The 22229-nt window shown below is 40.5% G+C and carries 18 protein-coding genes; 17 read left to right on the top strand and 1 reads right to left on the bottom strand.

The features are described from left to right. Window positions 1-15 precede the first annotated feature (15 nt). The 9 genes from pilW to EMK97_RS08205 all read left to right on the top strand — a co-directional run bounded on the left by pilW (window position 16) and on the right by EMK97_RS08205 (window position 10813). On the top strand, window positions 16-2088 hold the full coding sequence (gene pilW, locus EMK97_RS08245; protein WP_130601130.1) for a type IV pilus biogenesis/stability protein PilW: 2073 nt from the start codon (window positions 16-18) through the stop codon (window positions 2086-2088). A gap of 10 nt (window positions 2089-2098) precedes the next feature. Further along, window positions 2099-3088: a RodZ domain-containing protein gene (locus EMK97_RS08240; protein WP_130601128.1), complete on the top strand. Its 990-nt coding sequence runs from the start codon at window positions 2099-2101 to the stop codon at window positions 3086-3088. Between the two features lie 39 nt (window positions 3089-3127). Next, window positions 3128-4246, top strand: a complete 1119-nt coding sequence (gene ispG, locus EMK97_RS08235; protein ID WP_130601126.1) for a flavodoxin-dependent (E)-4-hydroxy-3-methylbut-2-enyl-diphosphate synthase — start codon at window positions 3128-3130, stop codon at window positions 4244-4246. 163 nt (window positions 4247-4409) lie between these two features. Continuing rightward, window positions 4410-5654 (top strand): histidine--tRNA ligase, encoded by a 1245-nt coding sequence (hisS, locus tag EMK97_RS08230; RefSeq protein ID WP_425462191.1) that lies wholly within the window; start codon window positions 4410-4412, stop codon window positions 5652-5654. Window positions 5655-5677: 23 nt separating this feature from the next. Continuing rightward, entirely contained in the window at window positions 5678-6334 is a 657-nt protein-coding gene (locus tag EMK97_RS08225; protein ID WP_130601122.1) for a YfgM family protein, read from the top strand. A gap of 11 nt (window positions 6335-6345) precedes the next feature. After that, window positions 6346-7587 carry an outer membrane protein assembly factor BamB gene (gene bamB / locus EMK97_RS08220; RefSeq protein ID WP_130601120.1) on the top strand — a complete coding sequence of 414 codons (1242 nt, stop codon included), beginning with the start codon at window positions 6346-6348 and terminating at the stop codon, window positions 7585-7587. A 99-nt stretch (window positions 7588-7686) separates the two neighbouring features. Then, entirely contained in the window at window positions 7687-9156 is a 1470-nt protein-coding gene (gene der, locus EMK97_RS08215; protein ID WP_130601118.1) for a ribosome biogenesis GTPase Der, read from the top strand. A gap of 134 nt (window positions 9157-9290) precedes the next feature. Next, on the top strand, window positions 9291-9974 hold the full coding sequence (locus EMK97_RS08210) for a PilZ domain-containing protein (protein WP_130601116.1): 684 nt from the start codon (window positions 9291-9293) through the stop codon (window positions 9972-9974). A 170-nt stretch (window positions 9975-10144) separates the two neighbouring features. Next, entirely contained in the window at window positions 10145-10813 is a 669-nt protein-coding gene (locus tag EMK97_RS08205) for a PA14 domain-containing protein (protein ID WP_170176736.1), read from the top strand. An 89-nt stretch (window positions 10814-10902) separates the two neighbouring features. Here EMK97_RS08205 and xseA read toward each other — a convergent pair whose 3' ends face one another. Beyond that, window positions 10903-12243 (bottom strand): exodeoxyribonuclease VII large subunit, encoded by a 1341-nt coding sequence (xseA, locus tag EMK97_RS08200; protein WP_130604428.1) that lies wholly within the window; start codon window positions 12241-12243, stop codon window positions 10903-10905. 190 nt (window positions 12244-12433) lie between these two features. Here xseA and guaB point away from each other — a divergent pair, with 190 nt between their 5' ends. From guaB to EMK97_RS08160, 8 genes are all read left to right on the top strand, one after another. After that, window positions 12434-13906: an IMP dehydrogenase gene (gene guaB / locus EMK97_RS08195; RefSeq protein WP_130601114.1), complete on the top strand. Its 1473-nt coding sequence runs from the start codon at window positions 12434-12436 to the stop codon at window positions 13904-13906. Between the two features lie 351 nt (window positions 13907-14257). Continuing rightward, window positions 14258-15835 (top strand): glutamine-hydrolyzing GMP synthase, encoded by a 1578-nt coding sequence (gene guaA, locus EMK97_RS08190; protein ID WP_130601112.1) that lies wholly within the window; start codon window positions 14258-14260, stop codon window positions 15833-15835. A gap of 291 nt (window positions 15836-16126) precedes the next feature. Continuing rightward, a complete protein-coding gene (locus tag EMK97_RS08185) occupies window positions 16127-16753 on the top strand; it encodes a DVUA0089 family protein (protein WP_130601110.1) in 627 nt (208 codons plus the stop codon). 88 nt (window positions 16754-16841) lie between these two features. Next, the gene (locus tag EMK97_RS08180; protein ID WP_130601108.1) at window positions 16842-17210 is read left to right on the top strand and encodes a RidA family protein; all 369 of its coding nucleotides are present in this window, start codon (window positions 16842-16844) and stop codon (window positions 17208-17210) included. A gap of 89 nt (window positions 17211-17299) precedes the next feature. Continuing rightward, window positions 17300-17893, top strand: a complete 594-nt coding sequence (locus EMK97_RS08175) for a hypothetical protein (RefSeq protein WP_130601106.1) — start codon at window positions 17300-17302, stop codon at window positions 17891-17893. Window positions 17894-17938: 45 nt separating this feature from the next. Further along, window positions 17939-18649 (top strand): glutathione S-transferase family protein, encoded by a 711-nt coding sequence (locus tag EMK97_RS08170; protein ID WP_130601104.1) that lies wholly within the window; start codon window positions 17939-17941, stop codon window positions 18647-18649. A gap of 12 nt (window positions 18650-18661) precedes the next feature. Beyond that, the gene (locus EMK97_RS08165) at window positions 18662-20122 is read left to right on the top strand and encodes a protein adenylyltransferase SelO (RefSeq protein ID WP_130601102.1); all 1461 of its coding nucleotides are present in this window, start codon (window positions 18662-18664) and stop codon (window positions 20120-20122) included. 41 nt (window positions 20123-20163) lie between these two features. Further along, on the top strand, window positions 20164-22146 hold the full coding sequence (locus EMK97_RS08160; protein ID WP_130601100.1) for a RecQ family ATP-dependent DNA helicase: 1983 nt from the start codon (window positions 20164-20166) through the stop codon (window positions 22144-22146). Window positions 22147-22229 lie beyond the last annotated feature (83 nt).

The following is a 22229-nucleotide window of genomic DNA, read 5'->3' as shown; positions in this document are numbered from 1 at the left end:
AACGTATTGCTCATTATGGATAAAACTTTCGCAAAATCATTATTCGCAAATCTTGTTATTGCCAGCTCAGTACTTGGGTTATCAGGCTGTGTAACACAAAACTTTGAAAATGATGAACCTGTGGTAGAGAACCAAGCCAATCGGGATGATATGGCTGCCACACGGATTTCATTAGGCTTAGGTTATTTGAAAATGGGCAATATGCCGCAAGCTAAGCTTAATTTAGAAAAAGCGAAACGTTTTGCCCCAGATATGGTGCAAGTATATACCGCCTTTGCTCATTATTATGAGACGGTTGGTGAATTTGAACTAACTGAAGAGTCATATAAAAAGGCATTGTCACTAAAAAGTGATGATGGCGATACGTTAAATAACTACGGCGTATTTTTATGTCGACAAGATAAAATAACCGAAGCGGAAAAGCAGTTTTTAAAGGCGATTGCTGTGCCAAGTTATTTATTAGTGGCACAAAGTTATCAAAACTTATCAGCGTGCTTTTTACAAGAGGATGACTTTGATAAAGCTGAGCATTATTTAGAAAAAGCCATATTGCACAGTCCAAATAGTTCAGCTGCCTTGTTTCAAATGGTGCGTTTGCAATACGCTAAAGCTAACTATGCAAGAGCTAAGTATTTTCAGCAGAAATTTGAAAAGAATACTCGCCGTTTTAGTGCGGAATCATTGGCGCTTGCCTATAAAGTGCATGTTAAGTTAGCTAATCCTCGCGTGGCAAAAAATTACGGCACTATGCTAGTTAAAATGTTTCCACAGTCTTGGGAAGCAAAGCAGTACTTGTTAAATGAGTTAGAGGTTATTGACGCTGATAATTTAGCGAAAAGATATCAATTGACTCAGCATAAAACTAAGGCGCAATCAGGCTCACAAAAACGTGTTGTCAGGTTATCGCCTAATCGTAAAGCACCGATTAGCTCAAGCAAGAAGAAACAAGCAAGCTTAGCTAAAACAAATAGCCAAGCGACAAGTCAAGCGACTGAACAAGTAAACACTAAAACTACTCAAACTGTGGCAGTAGCACGAAAAGTCGCCCCTGAGGCTGTTGCTGCCCCTGTGGTTGTCGCTGCAAATTCATCATCGGCGCAAAACACCGCTCATGTGCTAAGTTCAGCACACGATTCGACTAATGTTACTGCTAGTACTACAAATGCTGTTGCAGCTGAGCCAGTTAATGAAGAGGTAACAGCGATAAACTCAGCGACAGCGGCCACTGATAGTCAAGGCGTTGTTGCTACTTCAAATGATGCTGTGGCAAGTGACGTTGAACAGTCTAGTTCGACTGCAAGTCAAGCCGCGCAAGAAGACCTGATAGCAAGTGACAGCAATGGCGTTACTAAGAATCCTGATACTAAGAATTCTGTTACTGAGAATACGGCCGCGAATATTAGCGCTACTGACAATACGCCAACAGACAATGCGCCAATAGATGAAGTCGTTACTGAGCTTGCCGCTGAAAGCGCAGCAGAGAAAACAAGCGCTGTAGTTGATAACATGTCAGTTAGTGATGCTGAACCGACCTTTACTCAGCCGGTACCAGCAAAACGCGATCAGCCATTACCTGAAGCGGTTATTGAAAGCCCTACGCCGCGAGAACAAGTTGACTCAGAAGCGTCAATTGCTGCAGCAATACAAGAAAAAGAGCAACAGTTATCAGCTATGCTGGCAGAGCAAGAAAATTTAACACCACAAGCTGAGCAAGCGCCCAATTTAACTGAGCAAGCTGAGCAAAATAGTCGTAGCAATGATGTTACAGCAGCAACAGCAGTTAAAGAGCCTACTAGTGAACCAGTAACACAAGAAGTGGCTACAGAAGATAGTAAGCAGATTGCACCTGCCAACGAGCCGGTAGACTCAACAGCAGTAGTTGAGCAAGCAAACGATGAGATTGAAGAAAAAGTAGAGCAAGTTGAGCAAGAGCAGTTAACGCACAAAGTTTCTGCTGGCGAGACCTTGTTTGCTATTTCAGTAAAATATAATGTTAAAATTAAAGCGCTACGAGAGTGGAATGATATCTCGGCCAATAATAAATTACGTATTGGCCAAAAACTTGTAGTGGCTGATCCTAACCAGTGATTAAGAATTAATGAGAAAAGATAAAAAGGCTAAGCCTGAAGTAGACGAGCTTAGCGAAGATATGGAAATGATAGGCCCTGGCGCTATGCTAGCTGAGGCGAGAAAGAAACTATCATTGAGCCAAGAAGAAATAGCACAACGACTAAACTTTCGCTTAACCTTAGTGGAAGAAATTGAACAAGATCGCTTTGATCAAACCCTGCCAGCAACCTTTACCCGTGGCTATTTATGTAGCTACGCCAAAGTGGTTGGCATTGATAGTGAAGATGTACTTGCAAGTTATGATGCGCTTGGCGCTGCCAATATTCAACGCAGTGAAATGCAAAGTTTTTCCAAAGAAACGGCTAAACAAGCTGAACACAGTAGATTAATGTGGATCAGTTACTTTATTGTTGCGCTATTAATTGGTTTAACTGTGATGTGGTGGTTACAAGAAAGTCGACAAAACCCTTCAGTACCAGAGGTTATTGACTCGACTACTGTGACCAGCTCAGCTGATTTACCTACAGAGAATGCGCAAGAGTTAGCAAAAGCTACCCCAGTGACTTCGCCTATTAGTGACAGCGCGCAGCCAGAAACTAGCACAGAGCAAGCTGACGACAGCGTTGCCACAACTAAAGAGCAGGCGATAGCTGCTGAAAATGCACAAGAAGTGAATGAGATTGCTGAAGCTGCGCAATTAACTACTGATAACGCTGTAATCACTGATAAGGGTCAAGCTGAATCTCAGCTAGATACAAGCAGTGAAACAGGTGTTAGTACGGCAGTTTTTACCTTTTCAGGCGATTGTTGGGTAAATATTTATGATGCCACGGGAGAGCGCGTTGCTTGGGGTGTTAAGAAAACCGGCTATGTTATGACAATTACCGGACAAGCGCCGTTTAAAGTTACCTTAGGAAAACCTGAGCTAGCCAAGATTGTTTTTAATGAGCAGCTGGTTGATACTTCAACCTTTAATAAAGGTAATATCGCTAAATTTACCTTGCCATTAACTGAATAATTTTACCTTTACTTGCCAACCAAAGTTTAAGAAAAAGCTATGTTTAAAGAATCTCCAATCATTCGCCGTAAATCTCGCCAAATCATGGTGGGCAATGTGCCTGTTGGTGGCGGTGCTCCTATTTCTGTTCAGTCAATGACTAATACCTTGACTACTGATGTCGCCGCAACTGTTGCGCAAATTAAATCACTGGAAGCTGTTGGTGCCGATATAGTGCGTGTTAGTGTGCCAACGATGGATGCTGCTGAGGCTTTTAGAGAAATTAAAAAGCAGGTTAATGTACCTTTAGTTGCTGACATTCATTTTGATTATCGCATCGCCTTAAAAGTGGCTGAATACGGTGTTGATTGTTTGCGTATTAACCCAGGCAATATAGGCCGTGAAGACAGGGTTCGCGCTGTGGTTGATTGTGCGCGCGATAACAATATCCCAATTCGTATTGGCGTTAATGGTGGCTCTTTAGAAAAAGATATTCAGGAGCGTTATACCGAGCCAACGCCAGAAGCCTTGCTTGAGTCGGCAATGCGCCACGTTGATATTTTAGATAGATTAGATTTCCAAGAATTTAAGGTCAGTGTCAAAGCATCAGACGTGTTCTTGGCGGTTGACTCGTACAGGTTATTAGCTAAGCAAATTGATAATCCACTGCATTTAGGTATTACTGAAGCAGGTGGCTTGCGCTCTGGGGCGGTTAAATCATCGGTTGGTTTAGGCATGTTATTGTCTCAAGGTATTGGTGATACCTTGCGCGTGTCTTTATCAGCGGATCCCGTTGAAGAAGTTAAAGTCGGTTTTGATATTTTAAAATCATTGAAATTACGTAGTCGTGGTATCAATTTGATTTCTTGCCCAAGTTGCTCAAGACAAGAGTTTGATGTCGTGGCAACCGTTAATGCGTTAGAGCAACGCATTGAAGATATTATGACACCAATGGATGTTTCAATCATTGGCTGTATTGTCAATGGCCCAGGTGAAGCTATGGTGTCAGATTTAGGCTTAACAGGCAGTAGCAAGAAAAGTGGCTTTTATTTAGATGGCATTCGTCAAAAAGAACGTTTTGATAACAATAATTTGGTTGACCAGCTAGAACAACGTATTCGCGCGAAAGCCAAAATGCTTGATGAAAAAAGCAAAATAGACGTGAAAGAAATCGAATAGCAGCACAAACGCTGACTATTTGGGTATTGCTTATATTTTGCGTATAATGCCCGGCATTATTTACAGTATATTTTACAATCTAGTGGTTTATTAACCCTATGTTGGTCTGAGTTAAAGAGAGAATTAAGTGTCTAAAAACAAGGCTCTACAAGCAATTCGTGGTATGAACGATTGCTTACCAAGTGAAACAAATATTTGGCAAATGGTGGAATCTGTGCTGCGCCGCGTGGCCAGTAATTATGGTTTTGCTGAAATTCGTATGCCCATTGTTGAGTCAACCGCATTATTTAAACGCTCTATTGGTGAAGTAACCGATATTGTTGAAAAAGAAATGTATACCTTTGACGATAGAAATGGTGATAGTTTAACGCTTCGCCCTGAAGGTACGGCAAGTTGTGTTCGTGCAGGAAACCAGCATGGTCTGTTATATAACCAAGAGCAACGCTTATGGTATATGGGACCAATGTTTCGTCACGAGCGTCCGCAAAAAGGTCGCTATCGTCAATTTCACCAATTTGGTCTAGAAGCCTTTGGTATTGCAACACCAGACATAGATGCAGAAATTATTTTACTTACTGCACGTTTATGGCGGGAACTTGGCATCAATGAATTTGTCACACTAGAGTTGAATTCATTAGGTTCAAATGAAGAACGTGCCGAATATCGTGATGCATTAGTGGCTTATTTAACTGAACGTGAACATCAGTTAGATGAAGACTCTAAGCGTAGAATGCACACCAATCCATTACGGGTATTAGATAGTAAGAATCCACAAGTACAAGAAGCACTTGTTGATGCACCTAAGTTATCAGACTATTTTGGTGAAGAAACTAAAGCGCATTTTGATGGTTTGTGCCAGCGCCTAGATGCCGCAGGTATCAAGTATGTACTTAACGAGCGTTTAGTACGTGGTTTAGATTATTACAACCGCACTGTATTTGAGTGGGTAACGTCAAGCTTAGGTGCACAAGGTACAATTTGTGCGGGTGGCCGTTATGACGGTTTAGTTGAGCAGCTAGGCGGTAAAGCAACACCAGCATTTGGCTTTGCTTTAGGCATTGAGCGTTTAGTATTAATGTTAACTAGTTTAGACAAGGTTAATAATGTTCGCCCACAAGTAGATGCTTATATTGTTGCACTCGGTGATGATGCGCAAATACAAGCGAATATGCTCGCTGAACAATGGCGCGATCAAGTGCCAGAAAGTCGCATTCAGTGTCACTGCGGTGGTGGCAATATGAAAAAACAATTAAAGCGCGCTGATAAATCGGGTGCTCAAGTAGCACTAATTTTAGGCGACAATGAAATTGCTGAGCAAAAAGTAATGGTGAAATACTTACGCGGGCAACAAGAACAACAAAGCTTGGCATTTGAGCAAATTCCAAGTTTATTAGCAGAATTAATTTAACGGCGTTAAGCCAAGGTGATGTAGTGGAAGTTTATCAAACTGAAGAACAACAAGTAGAAGCGATTAAGGGTTACTGGAGAGATCATGGCAATACTATTGTTGCCGGAATCGTTTTAGGTTTTGCTGGTTTTATCGGCTTTAATCTTTATCAAGATAACAAACTAGAGCAAGAATTAGCCTTATCTGACAGCTACCAAACCTTGATGGAAAGTAGCGCAACCGATAAAGCGGCTTTTACAGCTAATGCTGAAAAATTTATTAGCGATAATGCCAATACTAGCTATGTATCCTTAACGGCATTAGCTTTAGCTAAAGAAGCGGCAAGCCATCAAGATTGGCAGGGCGTACAAAAGCAGTTAAATGTGGCTATTAGCAATGCACCTAGCGAAGGTATTAAAGCGATTGCTAGTTTGCGTTTAGCGCGCGTTCAGGTTCAATTAGAACAATATACTGAGGCTTTAGCGACATTAGCACAGCCAATGCCAGAATCATTTACGGCAGCAAAAGAAGAAATTAAAGGTGATACTTACCTACAGCAAGGCAAAGCAGAATTGGCGCGTACAGCCTATCAAGCCGCTATTGCTGCTGATGGTTTAGCAACCAATCCTTCGTTGCAAATGAAGTTAGATGATCTAGCTGAAGCAACTAACTTAGCTGCTGCAAGCGATACAGCTAATTAATAAGGGTTTTCATGCGCTTTTTTAAATCAAATATAACCGCATCTAGCGCGACGAAAATTTTAGCAGCGATCCTGTTATCTTCTAGCTTAGTTGCTTGTTCATCAAACGATGACGAAGATCCTAGCTTAAAAGTTGCTGAATTAACGGAAATCAATGAAGCATTTCAAGTAAATGTTTTATGGGATGCTAGTGTTGGTGATGGCGTTGGCCATTATTTTTCTCGCATCAAGCCCATTGTTGCTTATAACAAGACTATTTCAGCGAGTCGCATGGGTGATGTCATCGCCTTTGATCAAGCGACAGGTGAAGAGCTTTGGCAAACCGACTTAAGCGATATTAACAATGAGCGTAGCTTTTGGGATAGTCGCGTTTCAGCCCTAGTTGCTGGTGGCCCTATCGCAGGCATGAATAAAGTTTTTCTTGGCACTGAAAACGGTAAAGTGTTTGCCCTAGATGCCGAAACGGGTGAGCTAGTATGGCAAGGGGATGTCAAGGGTGAAATTATTACTCCGCCAGCTATTGATGAAGGCATTTTAGTCGTTAACTCGGCATCTGGTATTTTAAAAGCATTTAACGCTGAAACAGGTGAAGAGCTTTGGAAAGCACAGCAAGATGTGCCAGCCTTAACTCTACGTGGTATCAGTGCGCCTGTCATTGCTTCTGGCGGTGTACTTATTGGTACAGGTAAAGGTGATGTTTCTGTCTATATTTTAGATAAAGGTCAACAGGGCTGGGCGACTGAAATTGGTGAACCAACTGGCTCTACCGAGTTAGAACGTGTTATTGATGTCGATGCGGCGCCAGTTATTTTTGGTGATAAAATTTACGCGATTTCATCACGTGGTAACTTAGCGGCAATTGATTTGCAGTCTGGTCGTATTCTATGGAAGCGTCAATTCTCTTCTTATCGTCAAATCTCAGTGCATCGTAACGATATCTACATAACCAACAATCGTGGTCACGTATATGCGATTAACCGTAATAATGGTATCGAGCGCTGGAGTAACTTAAGTTTGGCAAACCGTGGTGTTACAGGCCCAGTTGTTGTTGATGATTACATTGTTGTTGGTGACTTTGAAGGTTACCTACATTGGTTAAACCAAGAAACTGGTGAAATAGTGGCTCGACATTATGTTGATGGCAGTGGTATTCACTCAACGCCAACGGTTGTTGATAATATCTTGTACACTCAATCACGTGATGGTGATTTAGAAGCTATCGAAACACCTAAGATAGTAACTGCTGAGCAGTAATAGGCTAACAGCCTATATACGCTAAAATTTATTACGGCTCCTGTGCTATAAGTATAGGAGCCGTTACTTGTTTTTATACGAATATTTTTTGAGGTTTTCATGCTTCCTGTTGTAGCCCTAGTTGGGCGTCCTAATGTAGGTAAATCAACTCTATTTAACCGCCTTACGCGCAGTAGGGATGCGCTCGTTGCTGACTACCCAGGGCTAACTCGAGACCGTCAATATGGTCAAGCAGAGGTGGAAGAGCATCCATTTATTGTTATTGATACCGGTGGTATTAATGGTGATGAGGAAGGTATTGATTTAAAAATGGCTGAGCAATCGCTAATGGCAGTTGAAGAGGCTGATGCGATTTTATTTTTAGTTGATGCGCGCGATGGCTTAACTGCGGCTGATCATGGTATTGCTGAATACCTAAGAAAGCAGGATAAAAAGGTTTTTCTTGTTGCCAATAAAATTGATGGTATTGATGGTGATTCAGCCGTTGCTGAGTTTTACTCTTTAGGCTTAGGTGAGCAAGTGCATCAAATTGCTGCCGCGCATGGTCGTGGTGTTACCCAATTATTAACTTTGGCGCTTACACCTCACATTGAAGCGCTAGCTGAGCCTAAAGTTGAGCAAGAAGAAAATGATGAATTTGCTTTTGATGAAGATGATATTGACTATGAAGAAAATATCGCCGAAGCACCAGAAGAGAATGACACCATTAAGCTGGCGATTATTGGTAAGCCAAATGTAGGTAAATCAACGCTTACCAACCGTATTTTAGGCGAAGAGCGTGTTGTTGTTTATGACATGCCAGGTACTACCCGTGATAGTGTTTATATTCCGATGGAGCATGATGGTCGCTCTTATACCTTAATTGACACTGCCGGTATTCGTCGTCGTAAAAATGTTACTGATGTCGTAGAAAAATATTCTGTGATTAAAACCTTGCGAGCAATTGAAGATGCCAATGTTTGTTTACTGATTATTGATGCTAGAGATGGTATAAGCGATCAAGATTTAAGCTTATTAGGCTTTATTCTTGAAGCAGGTCGCTCTTTAGTATTGGCGGTTAATAAATGGGATGGCATGGAAGAGCATGATAAAGAGCGCGTTAAAAGCGAGTTAGATCGTCGTCTTGGCTTTATTGATTTTGCTCGAATTCACTTTATTTCTGCTTTACATGGTACTGGTGTTGGACACTTATATGAATCAGTTGAAGAAGCATTTGTTTCAGCAACTAAGCGTATTTCTACCGCTATGGTGACTAAGATCTTAGATATGGCAGTATTTGATCATCAGCCGCCGATGCATCAAGGACGTCGTATTAAGTTAAAATATGCGCATGCTGGTGGTTATAACCCACCAATTATTGTCATTCATGGTAACCAGGCGAAGAAATTACCACATTCTTATAAGCGTTATTTGATGAATTACTATCGTAAGTCATTAAAGATTATGGGCACACCAATTCGTATTGAATTTAAAGAAACGTCAAACCCGTTTGCTGGTAAAAAGAAGCTAACTTACACTCAGCAAAAGAAAATTGCTCGTGCCACCCAAGGCTATAAAAAAGACGAGTAGTAGTCAGCTAATGCATTGCTTGCTTAGGTCAAAGGTAAGATTGGTTGCAATTTGCCTTTGACTTGGCTAAGGTCAAGTAATGACCTTTAATAAACAAAACCTGTTTATTTTCATTTCTTTATCTGGCAAACATTATGGCTGACAAACCGAGTAAAATTGAAACAGCATCGCGGTTAAGCCGAAATTTAGCACTATTACATGCTGGCTCTACCGTTACTATTGATATTGCCACGCCTGCCGGACAAAAAAATAAATTTAGAACTACCTTTATTGGTTATTTACCAAAACATTATGTGCTAATCCAATTTCCTGACTCTAGTAAGTTGGGTAACTTCTCTCAATATATTAAACAAGGTGCAGCCATTACCGTTCGGGGCTTAATTGAAGGTCATGAAGGGGCGGTTGTCGCTTTTGTTAGTTGTGTTAAGCAGACCATTCAAATGCCATCACGTATTATGGTATTAGACTTTCCCCACTCAGTATCACTACAGCACTTACGCTCCTCTATGCGTATAGATACCAATATCGTTGCCAAAGTAAAGGTGGACGATTCCTATTGGAATACCACCATTACTGATTTGTCTATTTCTGGCTGTCACCTAGATATTAGTAATGGTGAAAAATTGGTATTAGCGGATAATAAAGTGGTTGAAATAGTTATTGAAGGCGAGGGAGGCGCTGCCAATGTTAAGTTGCCTGCGACAATTTGTAACCTAAAAAAATCTATTTCTGGTGTTTCCTTTGGCGTTAAATTTAGCGAACAAAGTAAAGAGCAAGTGATGGAGCTTTTACAAGCCGCTATTCAAGGTGAGCAATAGAATAATTGTCAATTTTCTTTACATCTAAATTTATTTAATTTTATTTCTTATTATAACTGTTTGAAAAACAGTGCTTTATTGTTTGTGGTTTATATTTTGCATTGGTGCGGCAGTATCACTGCAGCTATGCAGTTAAATAGATTTAACTTATTGAAAAAATGAGAATAAAAATGAAGTTTGTTGGTTTAAAAGTTGTGGCGGCAACAGCGTTAATCGCCTTATCGAGTTTCGCAAACGCGAGTCTTTTATTGGTAGAGCAGTATGATGATTTTTGGTCTACTGATGTTAATCAATTAATTAGCTATGCAAATAATAACAATGCTAGCTCATCGGCATATTGGGGTGAGATAGACTTTACCGATGATCCGCGTGGTTTTGCTGGTGATATTCCTGGTAGTAATCCATGGCCTTCTGCGGCAAACGCTGGCGCATCAGGAACAGGCCATGCTTTAAATCAAACGTTTTTTGCTCGCATTACCGGTGAGTTTTTAACAACAGTCGCAGACAATTACTTTTTCAGAACCTTTAACGATGATGGTGTATTTGTTTATATTGACGGTGAATTAGTGATAAACGACCCAAGTTTACATGCTGAAAGACGTTTTGAAGGTTCAAAATCGTTAGCAGCTGGAACGCATAGTATTGAAGTGTACTTTTTTGAAAATGGCGGCGAAGCATCTTTAGAGCTTTCAGTCGCTAACTCTTCACGTATTTTTACGCACTTTAATGATGTTAATAGTCCTGTATCATTAACGGCTAAAATTCCAGAGCCAACTACATTAGCTATATTTTCTCTTGGCTTATTAGGCTTAGCTGCTCGTACAAGAAAATCTAAATAGCTTTTATTAAAGAGCTTTGATTTAGGTCGAAGTCCATTGAAAGCCGTGCTATAAGCGCGGCTTTTTCATTACAGTAGAGGAATAAGCGATTAACGATTTGATGTAGTGCTTAAAACTTTGGCTTGGATTGAGCCGTCAGTTACTTCAATTGCGATACTGTCATTTTCTTTCGCCTGAGTTATCGACTTAATTAAAGCCCCTTGCTCATTTCTTGTAATGCTATAACCGCGGGCAATGGTGGCTAATGGGCTTACCATGTGAAGCTGCTCAACAAGGTGAGCAAACGCTTCTCCCTTATTCTGTAATTTAGATTGCATTGCTTTTTTGAGTTGCGTACTAAGCTGAGTTACTTGCTCTTGATTAAAGTGTATGCGCTTTTGTGGAGAGGCTTGCAACAAACGTTGATGTAAATATAAAGGCGCATCGCCAATATGTTGCATTTTATTTTTAAATGCTTGCTGTAAACGTAAGTTCAGCTCATCAACTCTCTGTTGTTGTAATTGTAATTGCTGCTCAGGGTGAACTTGGCTAAGCCTGTGCTGGCTATGTTTTAATTGTTGCTGATTAAAGCGTATACGTTCAGCTAATGCTTTTGCTAAGCGCTGCTGTAATAGCAATACTCGTTCGGTTAACTCACTCGCATCTGTTGAAACCAGCTCTGCCGCAGCAGATGGCGTCGCTGCTCTAACATCAGCAACATAATCACTTAAGGTAGTATCAATTTCATGACCAACGGCACTAATGACTGGGATGTGACTTTGAAAGATAGCATTAACAACACTTTCTTCGTTAAAAGACCATAAGTCTTCTAGTGAGCCGCCACCGCGACCAACAATCAGCACTTGGCATTCATTACGCAGGTTGGCGGCCTTAATTGCGTAGCAAATATCATTTTCGGCGAGTTCACCTTGAACAAGGGCAGGGTAAATAATGACATTGATGTTTGGGTTACGTCTTTTTAGCACCGAAAGTATATCTTTTACTGCAGCACCTGTCGGGGAAGTTACGACACCAACAGTTTGAATGTGCGAAGGAAGGCTTTTTTTGTGTTCAATACTGAAAACACCTTGCGCATGCAGTTTGTTTTTAAGTTGCTGGTATCTTTGCCTAAGTAAGCCTTCACCAGCATCTTCCATTTGCTCTATGATAAGTTGAAAATCGCCCCTTGGCTCATATAAGGAGACTTTCGCTCTTACCAAAACTTGCTGGCCGTTGGTAGGTGTTAGTCTCACTCGACGATTACTACCTTTGAACATGGCACATTTTACTTGTGATTTACTGTCTTTTAGCGATAAATACCAATGACCTGAGCTGGCGGCAATAAAGTTAGAAATTTCGCCTGTTAACCAAACTGTATTCAGCTCGCTTTCTAAAATAAAGCGTACTTTTCTGGTTAATTCACTGACTTGTAAAATATGTTGTTGGCTCATATAAGCTATATTGTTCTTGGGCAAAGGGCGATAATTTGCCGCTATTATTTCTCGAAGTTTCTTGTTATTCAATTTTTTTATTGGTTTCCTGCTTCTTTAGGCAATTTTATGTTTACCTAAACTGAGAAAACGGTTAAAATTCTGCCGCAATATTCACTCCCTAACCACACCTTTTTAGAGAGATGTTGCGATGCTAAGAATTGCCCAAGAAGCACTAACCTTTGACGATGTATTACTTGTACCTGCCCATTCAACAGTACTACCACATACAGCGGATACTAGAACTAAATTAACCCGTAAAATTGACCTAAATGTACCTTTGGTTTCTGCGTCAATGGACACAGTAACAGAAGCGCGTTTAGCTATTACCTTAGCTAAAGAAGGCGGTTTAGGTTTTATTCACAAAAACATGACCATTGCTGAGCAAGCAGATAATGTTTTGCAAGTGAAAAAATATGAAAGTGGCGTGGTAACAGATCCTGTAACGGTAAACCATAATTTCACTATAGAACAAGTGATGCGCAAAGCCGATGAGCTTGGTTTTTCTGGCTTTCCTGTCGTTGATGATAGTAACAACCTAGTTGGCATTATCACTGGCCGTGACTTACGTTTTGAAACAGATCTTACTAAGCCGGTTTCTGCTTTAATGACGGCAAAAGATAAGCTGGTTACCGTAAAAGAAGGTGCGGCTCGTGAAGAGATTTTAGGCTTAATGCATGAAAACCGCATTGAGAAGATCTTAGTGGTTGATGATGCCTTTAAGCTGGTTGGTTTAATTACCGCGAAAGATTATAAAAAAGCTGAGAAAAAGCCAAATGCTTGTAAAGATGAGTTTGGTCGTTTACGTGTTGGTGCAGCTGTCGGCGTTGGCGCCGGTACAGATGAACGTATTGAAGCTTTAGTTGCTGCGGGTGTTGACGTGTTATTAATTGATACCTCACATGGTCACTCTCAAGGGGTAATCGATAGAGTAAAAGAAACACGTGCTAAATACCCAGATTTACAAATTGTTGCTGGTAATGTTGCTACCGGTGCTGGGGCTAAAGCATTAGCTGATGCCGGTGTTGATGCGGTTAAAGTGGGCATTGGCCCAGGCTCTATTTGTACCACACGTATTGTTACTGGTGTTGGTGTTCCGCAATTAACGGCTATTTCAAATGCTGTTGAAGCGTTAAAAGGTACAGGTATTCCTGTGATTGCTGACGGTGGTATCCGTTTCTCAGGTGATATTGCTAAGGCGCTTGTTGCTGGTGCGCACTGCGTTATGGTGGGCAGCATGTTAGCAGGTACTGAGGAATCACCAGGTGAAGTTGAACTGTATCAAGGTCGTTACTACAAATCATACCGTGGTATGGGCTCATTAGGTGCTATGGCACAAAAAGAAGGTTCAAGTGATAGATACTTCCAAAAAACTGATGGCGAAGCAGATAAGTTAGTACCTGAAGGTATTGAAGGTCGTGTTGCTTACAAAGGCCCAGTTGCTGCGATTATTCATCAGCAAATGGGTGGTTTACGTTCATCTATGGGTTTAACCGGTAGTGAGACAATTGAAGTAATGCGTACTAAGCCAGAGTTTATGAAGATTACATCTGCTGGTATGGGTGAGTCACATGTACATGATGTGACTATTACTAAAGAAGCGCCTAATTACAGAATGGGCTAGTCGAATAGTCTATTTCTTTGCTATCTAGCATAATAGCTGCATCAGAAGTACTCATTGACTAGCGTCAACTCCGTGCTTCTTCTTTGCTCTAATGCTAATTAGCTTCGAACTTAACTATTCTTAAGAAACTGAATACAAAAATTCAAACAGGCTGAGCTAAACTCTTACTAGAGAATACTCAGCCTGTTTATAATTTTACAACTATCCATTGCTCTATATGAACGAGCTTTAGGCAAAGCTGTTGAGCAATAAAATAAATGAGTTTATGTCTATAAATGATTTTGTTTTATTGCGATAACAATGCTGTATAAAGTGTGTTCATGACGAGCCATTAAAAGTAGGAAAACAACCGTGAATAAAGACATTCATGATCACCGCATACTGATATTAGATTTTGGTTCTCAATACACTCAGCTTATTGCTCGTCGTGTACGTGAAATTGGCGTTTACTGTGAGCTATGGGCTTGGGATGTAACAGAAGAGCAAATCAAAGCATTTAATCCTACCGGGATTATTCTAGCAGGTGGTCCTGAGTCAGTAACAGAAGCTGATTCACCTCGTGCTCCTGAGTATGTTTTCAATGCCAATGTACCTGTTTTAGGTATTTGTTACGGCATGCAAACTATGGCTGAACAGCTTGGCGGTGGGGTGCAAAGCTCTGAGCATAAAGAGTTTGGCTATGCAGCTGTTGAAGTGGTAGCGAAATCTGAATTGTTCAAAAACATTGAAGATCATATCGGTGCCAATGGCAACGCTTTATTAGATGTGTGGATGAGCCACGGCGATAAGGTTTCTGCTATTCCGGCAGGCTTTACTACTGTTGCTAAAACAGACAGCTGTGCTTATGCAGCAATGGCTAATGAAGAGAAGCAATTCTACGGTGTGCAATTCCACCCAGAAGTAACGCACACTAAACAAGGTATGCGTATTTTAGAGCACTTTGTTGTTGATATTTGTCAGTGTGAAAAGCTATGGACATCAGCATCCATCATTGAAGATGCTATTGCTAAAATGAAAGCACAAGTAGGTGACGATGAAGTGGTATTAGGCTTATCAGGTGGTGTTGATTCATCTGTTGTTGCTATGCTATTACACCGCGCCATTGGTGATAAACTTACTTGTGTCTTTGTTGATAACGGTTTACTTCGTTTAGATGAAGGTAAGCAAGTCATGGAAATGTTTGGTGACCATTTTGGTTTAAACATTGTTCATGTTAATGCTGAACAGCGTTTCCTAGATCGCCTAGCTGGTGAAAACGATCCTGAGAAAAAGCGTAAGATCATAGGTAATGTTTTCGTCGAAGTCTTTGATGAAGAGGCTGGTAAACTGGCTAACGCCAAGTGGTTAGCACAAGGTACGATTTACCCTGATGTAATTGAATCAGCTGCATCAGCTACAGGTAAAGCACATGTTATTAAGTCTCACCATAATGTTGGTGGCTTGCCTGAAGATATGGAGTTAGGCTTAGTTGAGCCACTTCGCGAGTTATTTAAAGATGAAGTACGTAAGATTGGTTTAGAGCTAGGTTTACCGTACGATATGCTTTACCGTCACCCATTCCCTGGCCCTGGTTTAGGTGTACGTATTTTAGGTGAAGTGAAAAAAGAATACGCTGATTTATTACGTCGTGCTGATGCTATTTTCATTGAAGAGTTACACAAGCATGATTTGTACAACAAGGTAAGCCAAGCATTTACGGTATTCTTGCCAGTACGTTCAGTCGGCGTAATGGGTGATGGTCGTAAATATGACTGGGTAGTAAGTTTACGTGCAGTAGAAACTATCGACTTTATGACCGCTCATTGGGCGCACTTGCCATACGATTTCTTAGGCTTAGTGTCTAACCGTATTATTAATGAAATTGATGGTATTTCTCGTGTGGTTTACGATATTTCAGGCAAGCCGCCAGCGACAATAGAGTGGGAATAATTTAATTCTGAGCTTTACTAAAAATTGATGAATTTTTCTCTAAATTAGATAGTAGAATAGAAATGAAGTTCGGCCCCAATATCGAAAGGTTTTGGGGCTTTTTAATTAAGGAATCAGGCAGTGAATATTTAACTAAGTTTAATCCTGATTATAAGTTGTCCGATTATTTTACAGTATTGGAACTTTATTTAATTAAAAACATTTAAGTTGTTGATTTTTTGGTGCTTTTTGTCTTTGGCTTGTTTTTTGCTAATCCCTGTGGAGTTTTTAATTTTTAAGGAATAAAAATAAATGAAAAAAGCTATATTAGGTGCGCTAGTATTTGTAATGAGTTTAACAGCTAACGCTACTTTGATAACAACAGAATCTTTCACAGGTAATTTTGATAATGATGAAAGTCGTTTTTACATCAGCTTTGATGTTACTGCTGACAATTCATTAGTTGAATTTACAAGCTGGGGTTATGCAGGTGGTGTAAATGCTGCAGGCACAACTATCTTAGACGGTGGCTTTGATAGTCAGCTATTTGTTTTTGATACTGCAAGCGTATTGTTAGCATCTGACGATGATGCATCAAACATAGAGTCAATCTCAAGTGGTAACTCTTGGGATGCTTTCATCTCTATTACCTTAGATATAGGTTCATACTTTGCTGTATTAACTCAATACAATAGTGATTATCTTTCTGGAGATTTAGTTACAGGAACATGGTCAGACTCAAATACTTCAGGTTTTGTAGATGCGAGCGGTAATGTTCGCACTTCTGCTTACGCATTTGATATCTCAGGGGCTAACTTAGCAAATGTTGGTGGTATTGGTCATAATACCACGCCTACTGATATACCAGAGCCGAGCTCTATTGCTTTGTTCGGTTTAGTGCTAGCTGGTTTAGCAAGCAGAAAAAAATTTGCTAAATAAAAGCTAATCAATACATATTATAAAAGCCTCACAAGTTGTTTGTGGGGCTTTTTTTTTATTACAATACTCTCAAACATTGGAGTATAAAATGATAGAAAGACTAGAAACAAAACAAAGAATGAGCCGTATCGTTAAGCATAACGGTACCATTTACCTCTGTGGTCAAGTTGCAGAAGATGCCACAAAAGATATTACCGAACAAACACAAACCATGCTAGATAAAGTGGATGCGTTATTAACGCAAGCAGGTAGTGATAGAGAGCATATCTTATCAGCAACGATTTATGTGAAAGATATGAGCTATTTTGCTGAGATGAATGCCGTGTGGGATGCTTGGATTCCGGAAGGTCATGCGCCAGCTCGTGCTTGTGTTGCAGCTAAAATGGCACGCGAAGCACTACTTGTTGAAATATCTGTGATTGCCGCAGAAATTACCGCCACTGACGCGCGCGGTTAGTTGATTGTGACAATACCCTAAATATGCTAGCTTTGAGCTTAAGCTAGCATATCTTGAAAATCGATAACAACAACTATTAAGGCACAGGAATGTCAGACTCAGGATTCTCCTCACAAAAGCTCAACCTTACTTTAGCACTTTGTGCCATGCTTATTTCTGCAGCATCATTTTATGCAACTTATTTGCAAGCTAAGTCTGCCGAACAGCAAGTAAAAGCCATGACTTTACCTTTATTACAATATGGTACTGGCAATGTCGATCCAGAGACTAATAAGCCGGTTATATCATTTAATTTAACGAATGGTGGCGTTGGCCCTGCCTTAGTGAAAACTGTGACCTATAAATACAAAGGGAAGTCTACTGTAAATTTCTTCGATTATTTAGAGGATTGTTGCTCAACTGAATTGAAAGAATTTAATAGTAACCCGCCTAAAAATTTAAGCCTTGCTAAAGGTGGCTATGTCACCTCATCAACGAATAATGTTGTAGTACCAGCCCAAGATAAGCTCGTATTTTACAAACTTTATCGAGGCGAGTTAAGTGAGTCTTTATGGTCAAAGTTAAATGCTGAAAGAGGCTATTTGACTGTGCAGGTTTGTTATTGCTCTTTATTAGAAGAATGTTATGTTACTGAGCAAAAGGGCGTTGTCGAATCTGTTGAAGCGTGTCCTGTCACTAATTAATAGTTAATTACTTAGGTGTGATTAGCTCTGTTAAAGGAAGAGTAAATGATAACTTTATATGGTTTTGGCGCCAATTTAGGTGTAGTTGATCCAAGTCCGTTCGTGGTAAAAGTGGATGCCTTTTTGCGCATGGCTGGCTTGGAGTATCAAACTATCGGTCGCTCAAGCAACTTAAAGCAGTCTCCGAAAGGCAAATTACCCTTTATTACCGTCGATGGTACTAATGGCAAAGAAACTATTGCCGATTCACAACACATTTTTGATTACTTAACAGAGCACCATCAAGTCACGCTTGATGATTGGTTAACCGATGAACAAAAAGCACAAGCGTATTTATTGACTAAATCGCTCGATGAAAACTTATATTGGTGTATTGTTTATTCTCGTTGGCTCAATGATGAGAGTTGGCCTAAGGTGAAACAAGCCTTCTTTGGTAAACTCCCTGTTTATTTACGTTGGTTTGTGCCAAATATGCTGAGAAAATCAGTATTAAAAACGCTATATCGTCAAGGTACAGGCCGTCATAGTAAGGCGGAAATTCTAGCCATAGCGGATAAAAGTTTTGCAGCGCTTTCTCAAATACTTAGCGATAAAGAATTCTTTTTTGGCGATAAAGTCTGTTCTTTTGATGCAGTTGCTTATTCATTTTTATGCCAAGTTATTACGAGCGACATTAGCAATAGTTTCAGCGAAAAAGCGCAAAGCTACGATAATTTAGTACGCTTTTGTCAGCGTATCGAAAAAGCCTTTTACTAACAGGAATCCTTAGTGCAATTTTTACAGCAGTATCACCAGCTCGGTGGAGCATTTTATCAGCAAACCTTACCTGTGCCGGTTAAAGCACCGAAGCTTTTACTTTGGAATGATGCTTTAGCGGCTGAGTTAAACATTAGCTTTAATCCGCAATCAGATGACACTTTATTAGGCGAAATATTTTCTGGCAATAAAATCGTTGAAGGTGCAATACCCTTAGCACAAGCCTATTCTGGTCATCAATTTGGTCACTTTAATCCACAGCTTGGTGATGGCAGAGCGCATTTGCTGGGTGAGCTAAAAGATATCAACGGCAATGTGCGTGATGTCCAGTTAAAAGGCTCAGGTATTACTCGCTTTTCTCGCCAAGGGGATGGTCGCTGTGCGTTAGGGCCTGCGCTGCGCGAGTTTATAATGAGCGAAGCCATGTACGCGCTGGGTGTACCAACAACGCGCTGCTTAGCTGTGGTAGCAACGGGAGAGCAAGTTTATCGTGAGCGCCCCTACCCAGGTGCAATCGTTACTCGTGTTGCTTCAAGCCATATCCGTGTTGGTACTTTTCAGTATTTTGCTATGCGCAAAGATGTAGACTCGCTAACAAAGTTGGTTGATTTTGCTATTAACCGTCACTTTCCAAGCATTAAAGCTGAGCAAGATGGACAATTGACGTCAGAGCAGGTATTAGCATTTTTCACAGCCGTTTCTGAAAAGCAAATTCCACTGATTTTGTCGTGGATGCGGGTTGGCTTTATTCATGGCGTAATGAATACGGATAACACCGCCATTTCAGGTGAAACCATAGATTTTGGCCCTTGTGCCATGATGAATAATTATCATCGTGAAACTGTGTTTAGCTCGATTGATAAATACGGTCGCTATGCTTTTGGCGAGCAAATGACCATTATGATGTGGAATATGACTCGCTTTGCTGAAACCTTGCTGCCATTAGTAAGTGACGATGAACAACAAGCGGTGGAATTGTTACAACCTTTACTAAGTTCGCTTCATCAAAAGCTGATGCAAGGCTATTTAGAGATGATGGCGGCTAAGCTGGGTATTGACGTGTTAACCGAGCAGGATAATGCACTTATTACCGAGTTAATTGAAATCCTAGAAAGCCAAGGACTAGATTACACGCAAACCTTTGTGAAATTAACTAAGGCGTTAGTTGATGAAGAGCTTCATCATGAACTTAAGGCAAGTTTAGGTGAGTGGTTTGCACGTTGGCTAAAACGGGTAAGTTCAGATAAAGAAAATGCCCAGAAAATCATGCAAAAGCATAACCCTTTGCTGATCCCAAGAAATCATCATGTTGAAGCTGTTCTTAAAGAGAGCCAAGAAACAGGGGATTTATCAGCATTACAGCAATTTTTGGCGGTGCTAAAGCAGCCTTATAGTCAATTGGCTGATACGCATTTATACCAAGATGCGCCATTAGATAATGATGAAAATTATCATACCTTTTGCGGCACTTAATAGAGAGCGGTTAACTAAGGGGCAACGAGCTTTTAGCTAAAATGAACTTATCGGAATCGTTACAACAATACTTTGGCTTTGATAGCTTTCGTGCAGGGCAAGAGCAAGCGATTAGCCAGCTGCTGCAAGGGCAATCGACACTGGCTATATTTCCAACTGGCTCGGGTAAATCACTGTGCTATCAGTTCACTGCTACACAGTTGCCGCATTTAACGTTAGTTGTTTCCCCGCTGATTGCTTTGATGAAAGATCAATTGGCATTTCTGCAAAGTAAAGGTATTGCCGCGGCTTGTCTTGATTCAAGTTTAACGCCGCAACAAAGCCAAGCCGTTATGCAAAGCGTTCATGCTGGTGAAACGAAAATTCTTATGGTTTCCGTTGAGCGTTTTAAGAATGAGCGTTTTCGACGTTTTATCGAAACTGTCACTATTTCTATGTTAGTGGTGGATGAAGCGCACTGTATTTCTGAATGGGGTCATAACTTTAGGCCAGACTACTTAAAGCTGCCTCAATATTGCCAAGCATTAAATATTCCTTTGGTGTTACTGCTAACCGCAACGGCAACCAAGCAAGTAAAATTAGATATGGCAGCAAAGTTTGCCATTCAGCCTGAGCATATAGTGCAAACTGGCTTTTATCGCGCTAATTTAGATTTGACCACGCTCGCGGTTGCTGAGCAGGATAAAAAAGCGCTATTACTAGCGCAAATAAGCAAGATGACTCAATTACATGGTCATGCCAGTGGTATTATTTACGTTACCTTGCAGCAAACGGCAGAGCAGGTTGCGCAGTTTTTACAAGAAAATGGCGTTAATGCCTGTGCTTATCACGCTGGTTTTGCTAGTGAAACACGTGGGCAAATTCAGCATGACTTTATGAGTAATAAGAGTCAGATTATTGTTGCCACGATTGCTTTTGGTATGGGCATAGATAAAAGCGATATTCGCTTTGTTATTCATTATGATTTGCCCAAATCAATTGAAAATTACAGCCAAGAAATCGGTCGCGCAGGGCGAGATAACCTGCCATCACATTGTATTACCTTGGCAAATTTAGATGGCTTAACCACCTTAGAAAACTTTATCTATGCTGATACGCCCGAGCAAAGCAGTATAGCCTATGTATTAGAAAGCATTGAGAGCCAGAAAAATAATGCTCTGTGGGAGATGCAGTTACTAGCGCTTGCCAATGACAGTAATATTAAACAGCTGCCATTAAAGACCTTGCTGGTACAACTGGAACTACTCGGTATTATTCAAGCAAAATACAGTTATTTCGCTGATTTTAAAATTAAGCTCTTACAACCTATTGAGCAAATTTTAGCGCGTTTTGATGACAATAGACGAGATTTTTTAGTACGAGTTTTCAATGCCGTTGCCTTTAAGAAAGTATGGGGCAGTTTGGATTTTACTCAGCTATTACAAGATACCAGTATCGAGCGCACTCGTGTAATAACCGCGCTTGAGTATTTGCAGCAGCAAGAGCTAATCGTGCTGGAAACTAAGGCGATGACTGATGTTTATGCTGTGCAAGTGAATGCTATTGCAGTGCAAGAGTTAAGTAAGCAGTTACACCAATACTTTGTTGATAAAGAGCGTAAAGAAGTTGCACGTATTGCCAACTTAATTGACTTTTTCCAGCTTAAAACTTGCCTTAGCGTTAATCTTGCCTGTTATTTTGATGATAGCTCTTTTCAACAACAGATGACGCAGCAATCGGGCAGTTATCAATGTTGTCATTGTAGTGTTTGTCGGGGGCAGACTATTAACTTAACAGGGATTAAGCAAAACTTAGCTTGGCCTAGTGATGAGATTATTTTGTCAGCGCTAGCTAAGCTTAAAAATGCGCTTGCTGATAAAACCCATTTAGCCATCAGCACAGAAAGCTATTGTCGTTTTCTGGCAGGTATGACATCACCACTATTTACACGTAATAAAGTCAGGCAAATGGATGGTTTTGGCTTATGTCAGCAACATGCCTATCAAGATATTCGTGATCATTTAGCTCAATTACTGCAACACTAAATCGCCAATATGGTTATAAGTTATTCTGATTGGGTATATGTGTGGCTATAATTGCTGACAGCGTTGTCATTTTGCGGTCTAGC

The sequence above is a fragment of the Litorilituus sediminis genome, from assembly GCF_004295665.1.
Classification (GTDB): domain Bacteria; phylum Pseudomonadota; class Gammaproteobacteria; order Enterobacterales; family Alteromonadaceae; genus Colwellia; species Colwellia sediminis.
The sequence above is the reverse complement of the archived record's forward strand: the minus strand, read 5'-3'. Positions and strand labels throughout refer to the sequence as shown.

Coding starts and splice junctions, on each gene's coding strand:
- EMK97_RS08180 (WP_130601108.1), top strand. CDS start 16,842: ATGATAGAAAGACTAGAAACAAAACAAAGAATGAGCCGTATCGTTAAG.
- der (WP_130601118.1), top strand. CDS start 7,687: ATGCTTCCTGTTGTAGCCCTAGTTGGGCGTCCTAATGTAGGTAAATCA.
- guaB (WP_130601114.1), top strand. CDS start 12,434: ATGCTAAGAATTGCCCAAGAAGCACTAACCTTTGACGATGTATTACTT.
- EMK97_RS08210 (WP_130601116.1), top strand. CDS start 9,291: ATGGCTGACAAACCGAGTAAAATTGAAACAGCATCGCGGTTAAGCCGA.
- xseA (WP_130604428.1), bottom strand. CDS start 12,243: ATGAGCCAACAACATATTTTACAAGTCAGTGAATTAACCAGAAAAGTA.
- pilW (WP_130601130.1), top strand. CDS start 16: ATGGATAAAACTTTCGCAAAATCATTATTCGCAAATCTTGTTATTGCC.
- EMK97_RS08205 (WP_170176736.1), top strand. CDS start 10,145: ATGAAGTTTGTTGGTTTAAAAGTTGTGGCGGCAACAGCGTTAATCGCC.
- EMK97_RS08160 (WP_130601100.1), top strand. CDS start 20,164: ATGAACTTATCGGAATCGTTACAACAATACTTTGGCTTTGATAGCTTT.
- ispG (WP_130601126.1), top strand. CDS start 3,128: ATGTTTAAAGAATCTCCAATCATTCGCCGTAAATCTCGCCAAATCATG.
- EMK97_RS08240 (WP_130601128.1), top strand. CDS start 2,099: ATGAGAAAAGATAAAAAGGCTAAGCCTGAAGTAGACGAGCTTAGCGAA.
- EMK97_RS08185 (WP_130601110.1), top strand. CDS start 16,127: ATGAAAAAAGCTATATTAGGTGCGCTAGTATTTGTAATGAGTTTAACA.
- EMK97_RS08170 (WP_130601104.1), top strand. CDS start 17,939: ATGATAACTTTATATGGTTTTGGCGCCAATTTAGGTGTAGTTGATCCA.
- bamB (WP_130601120.1), top strand. CDS start 6,346: ATGCGCTTTTTTAAATCAAATATAACCGCATCTAGCGCGACGAAAATT.
- EMK97_RS08175 (WP_130601106.1), top strand. CDS start 17,300: ATGTCAGACTCAGGATTCTCCTCACAAAAGCTCAACCTTACTTTAGCA.
- hisS (WP_425462191.1), top strand. CDS start 4,410: ATGAACGATTGCTTACCAAGTGAAACAAATATTTGGCAAATGGTGGAA.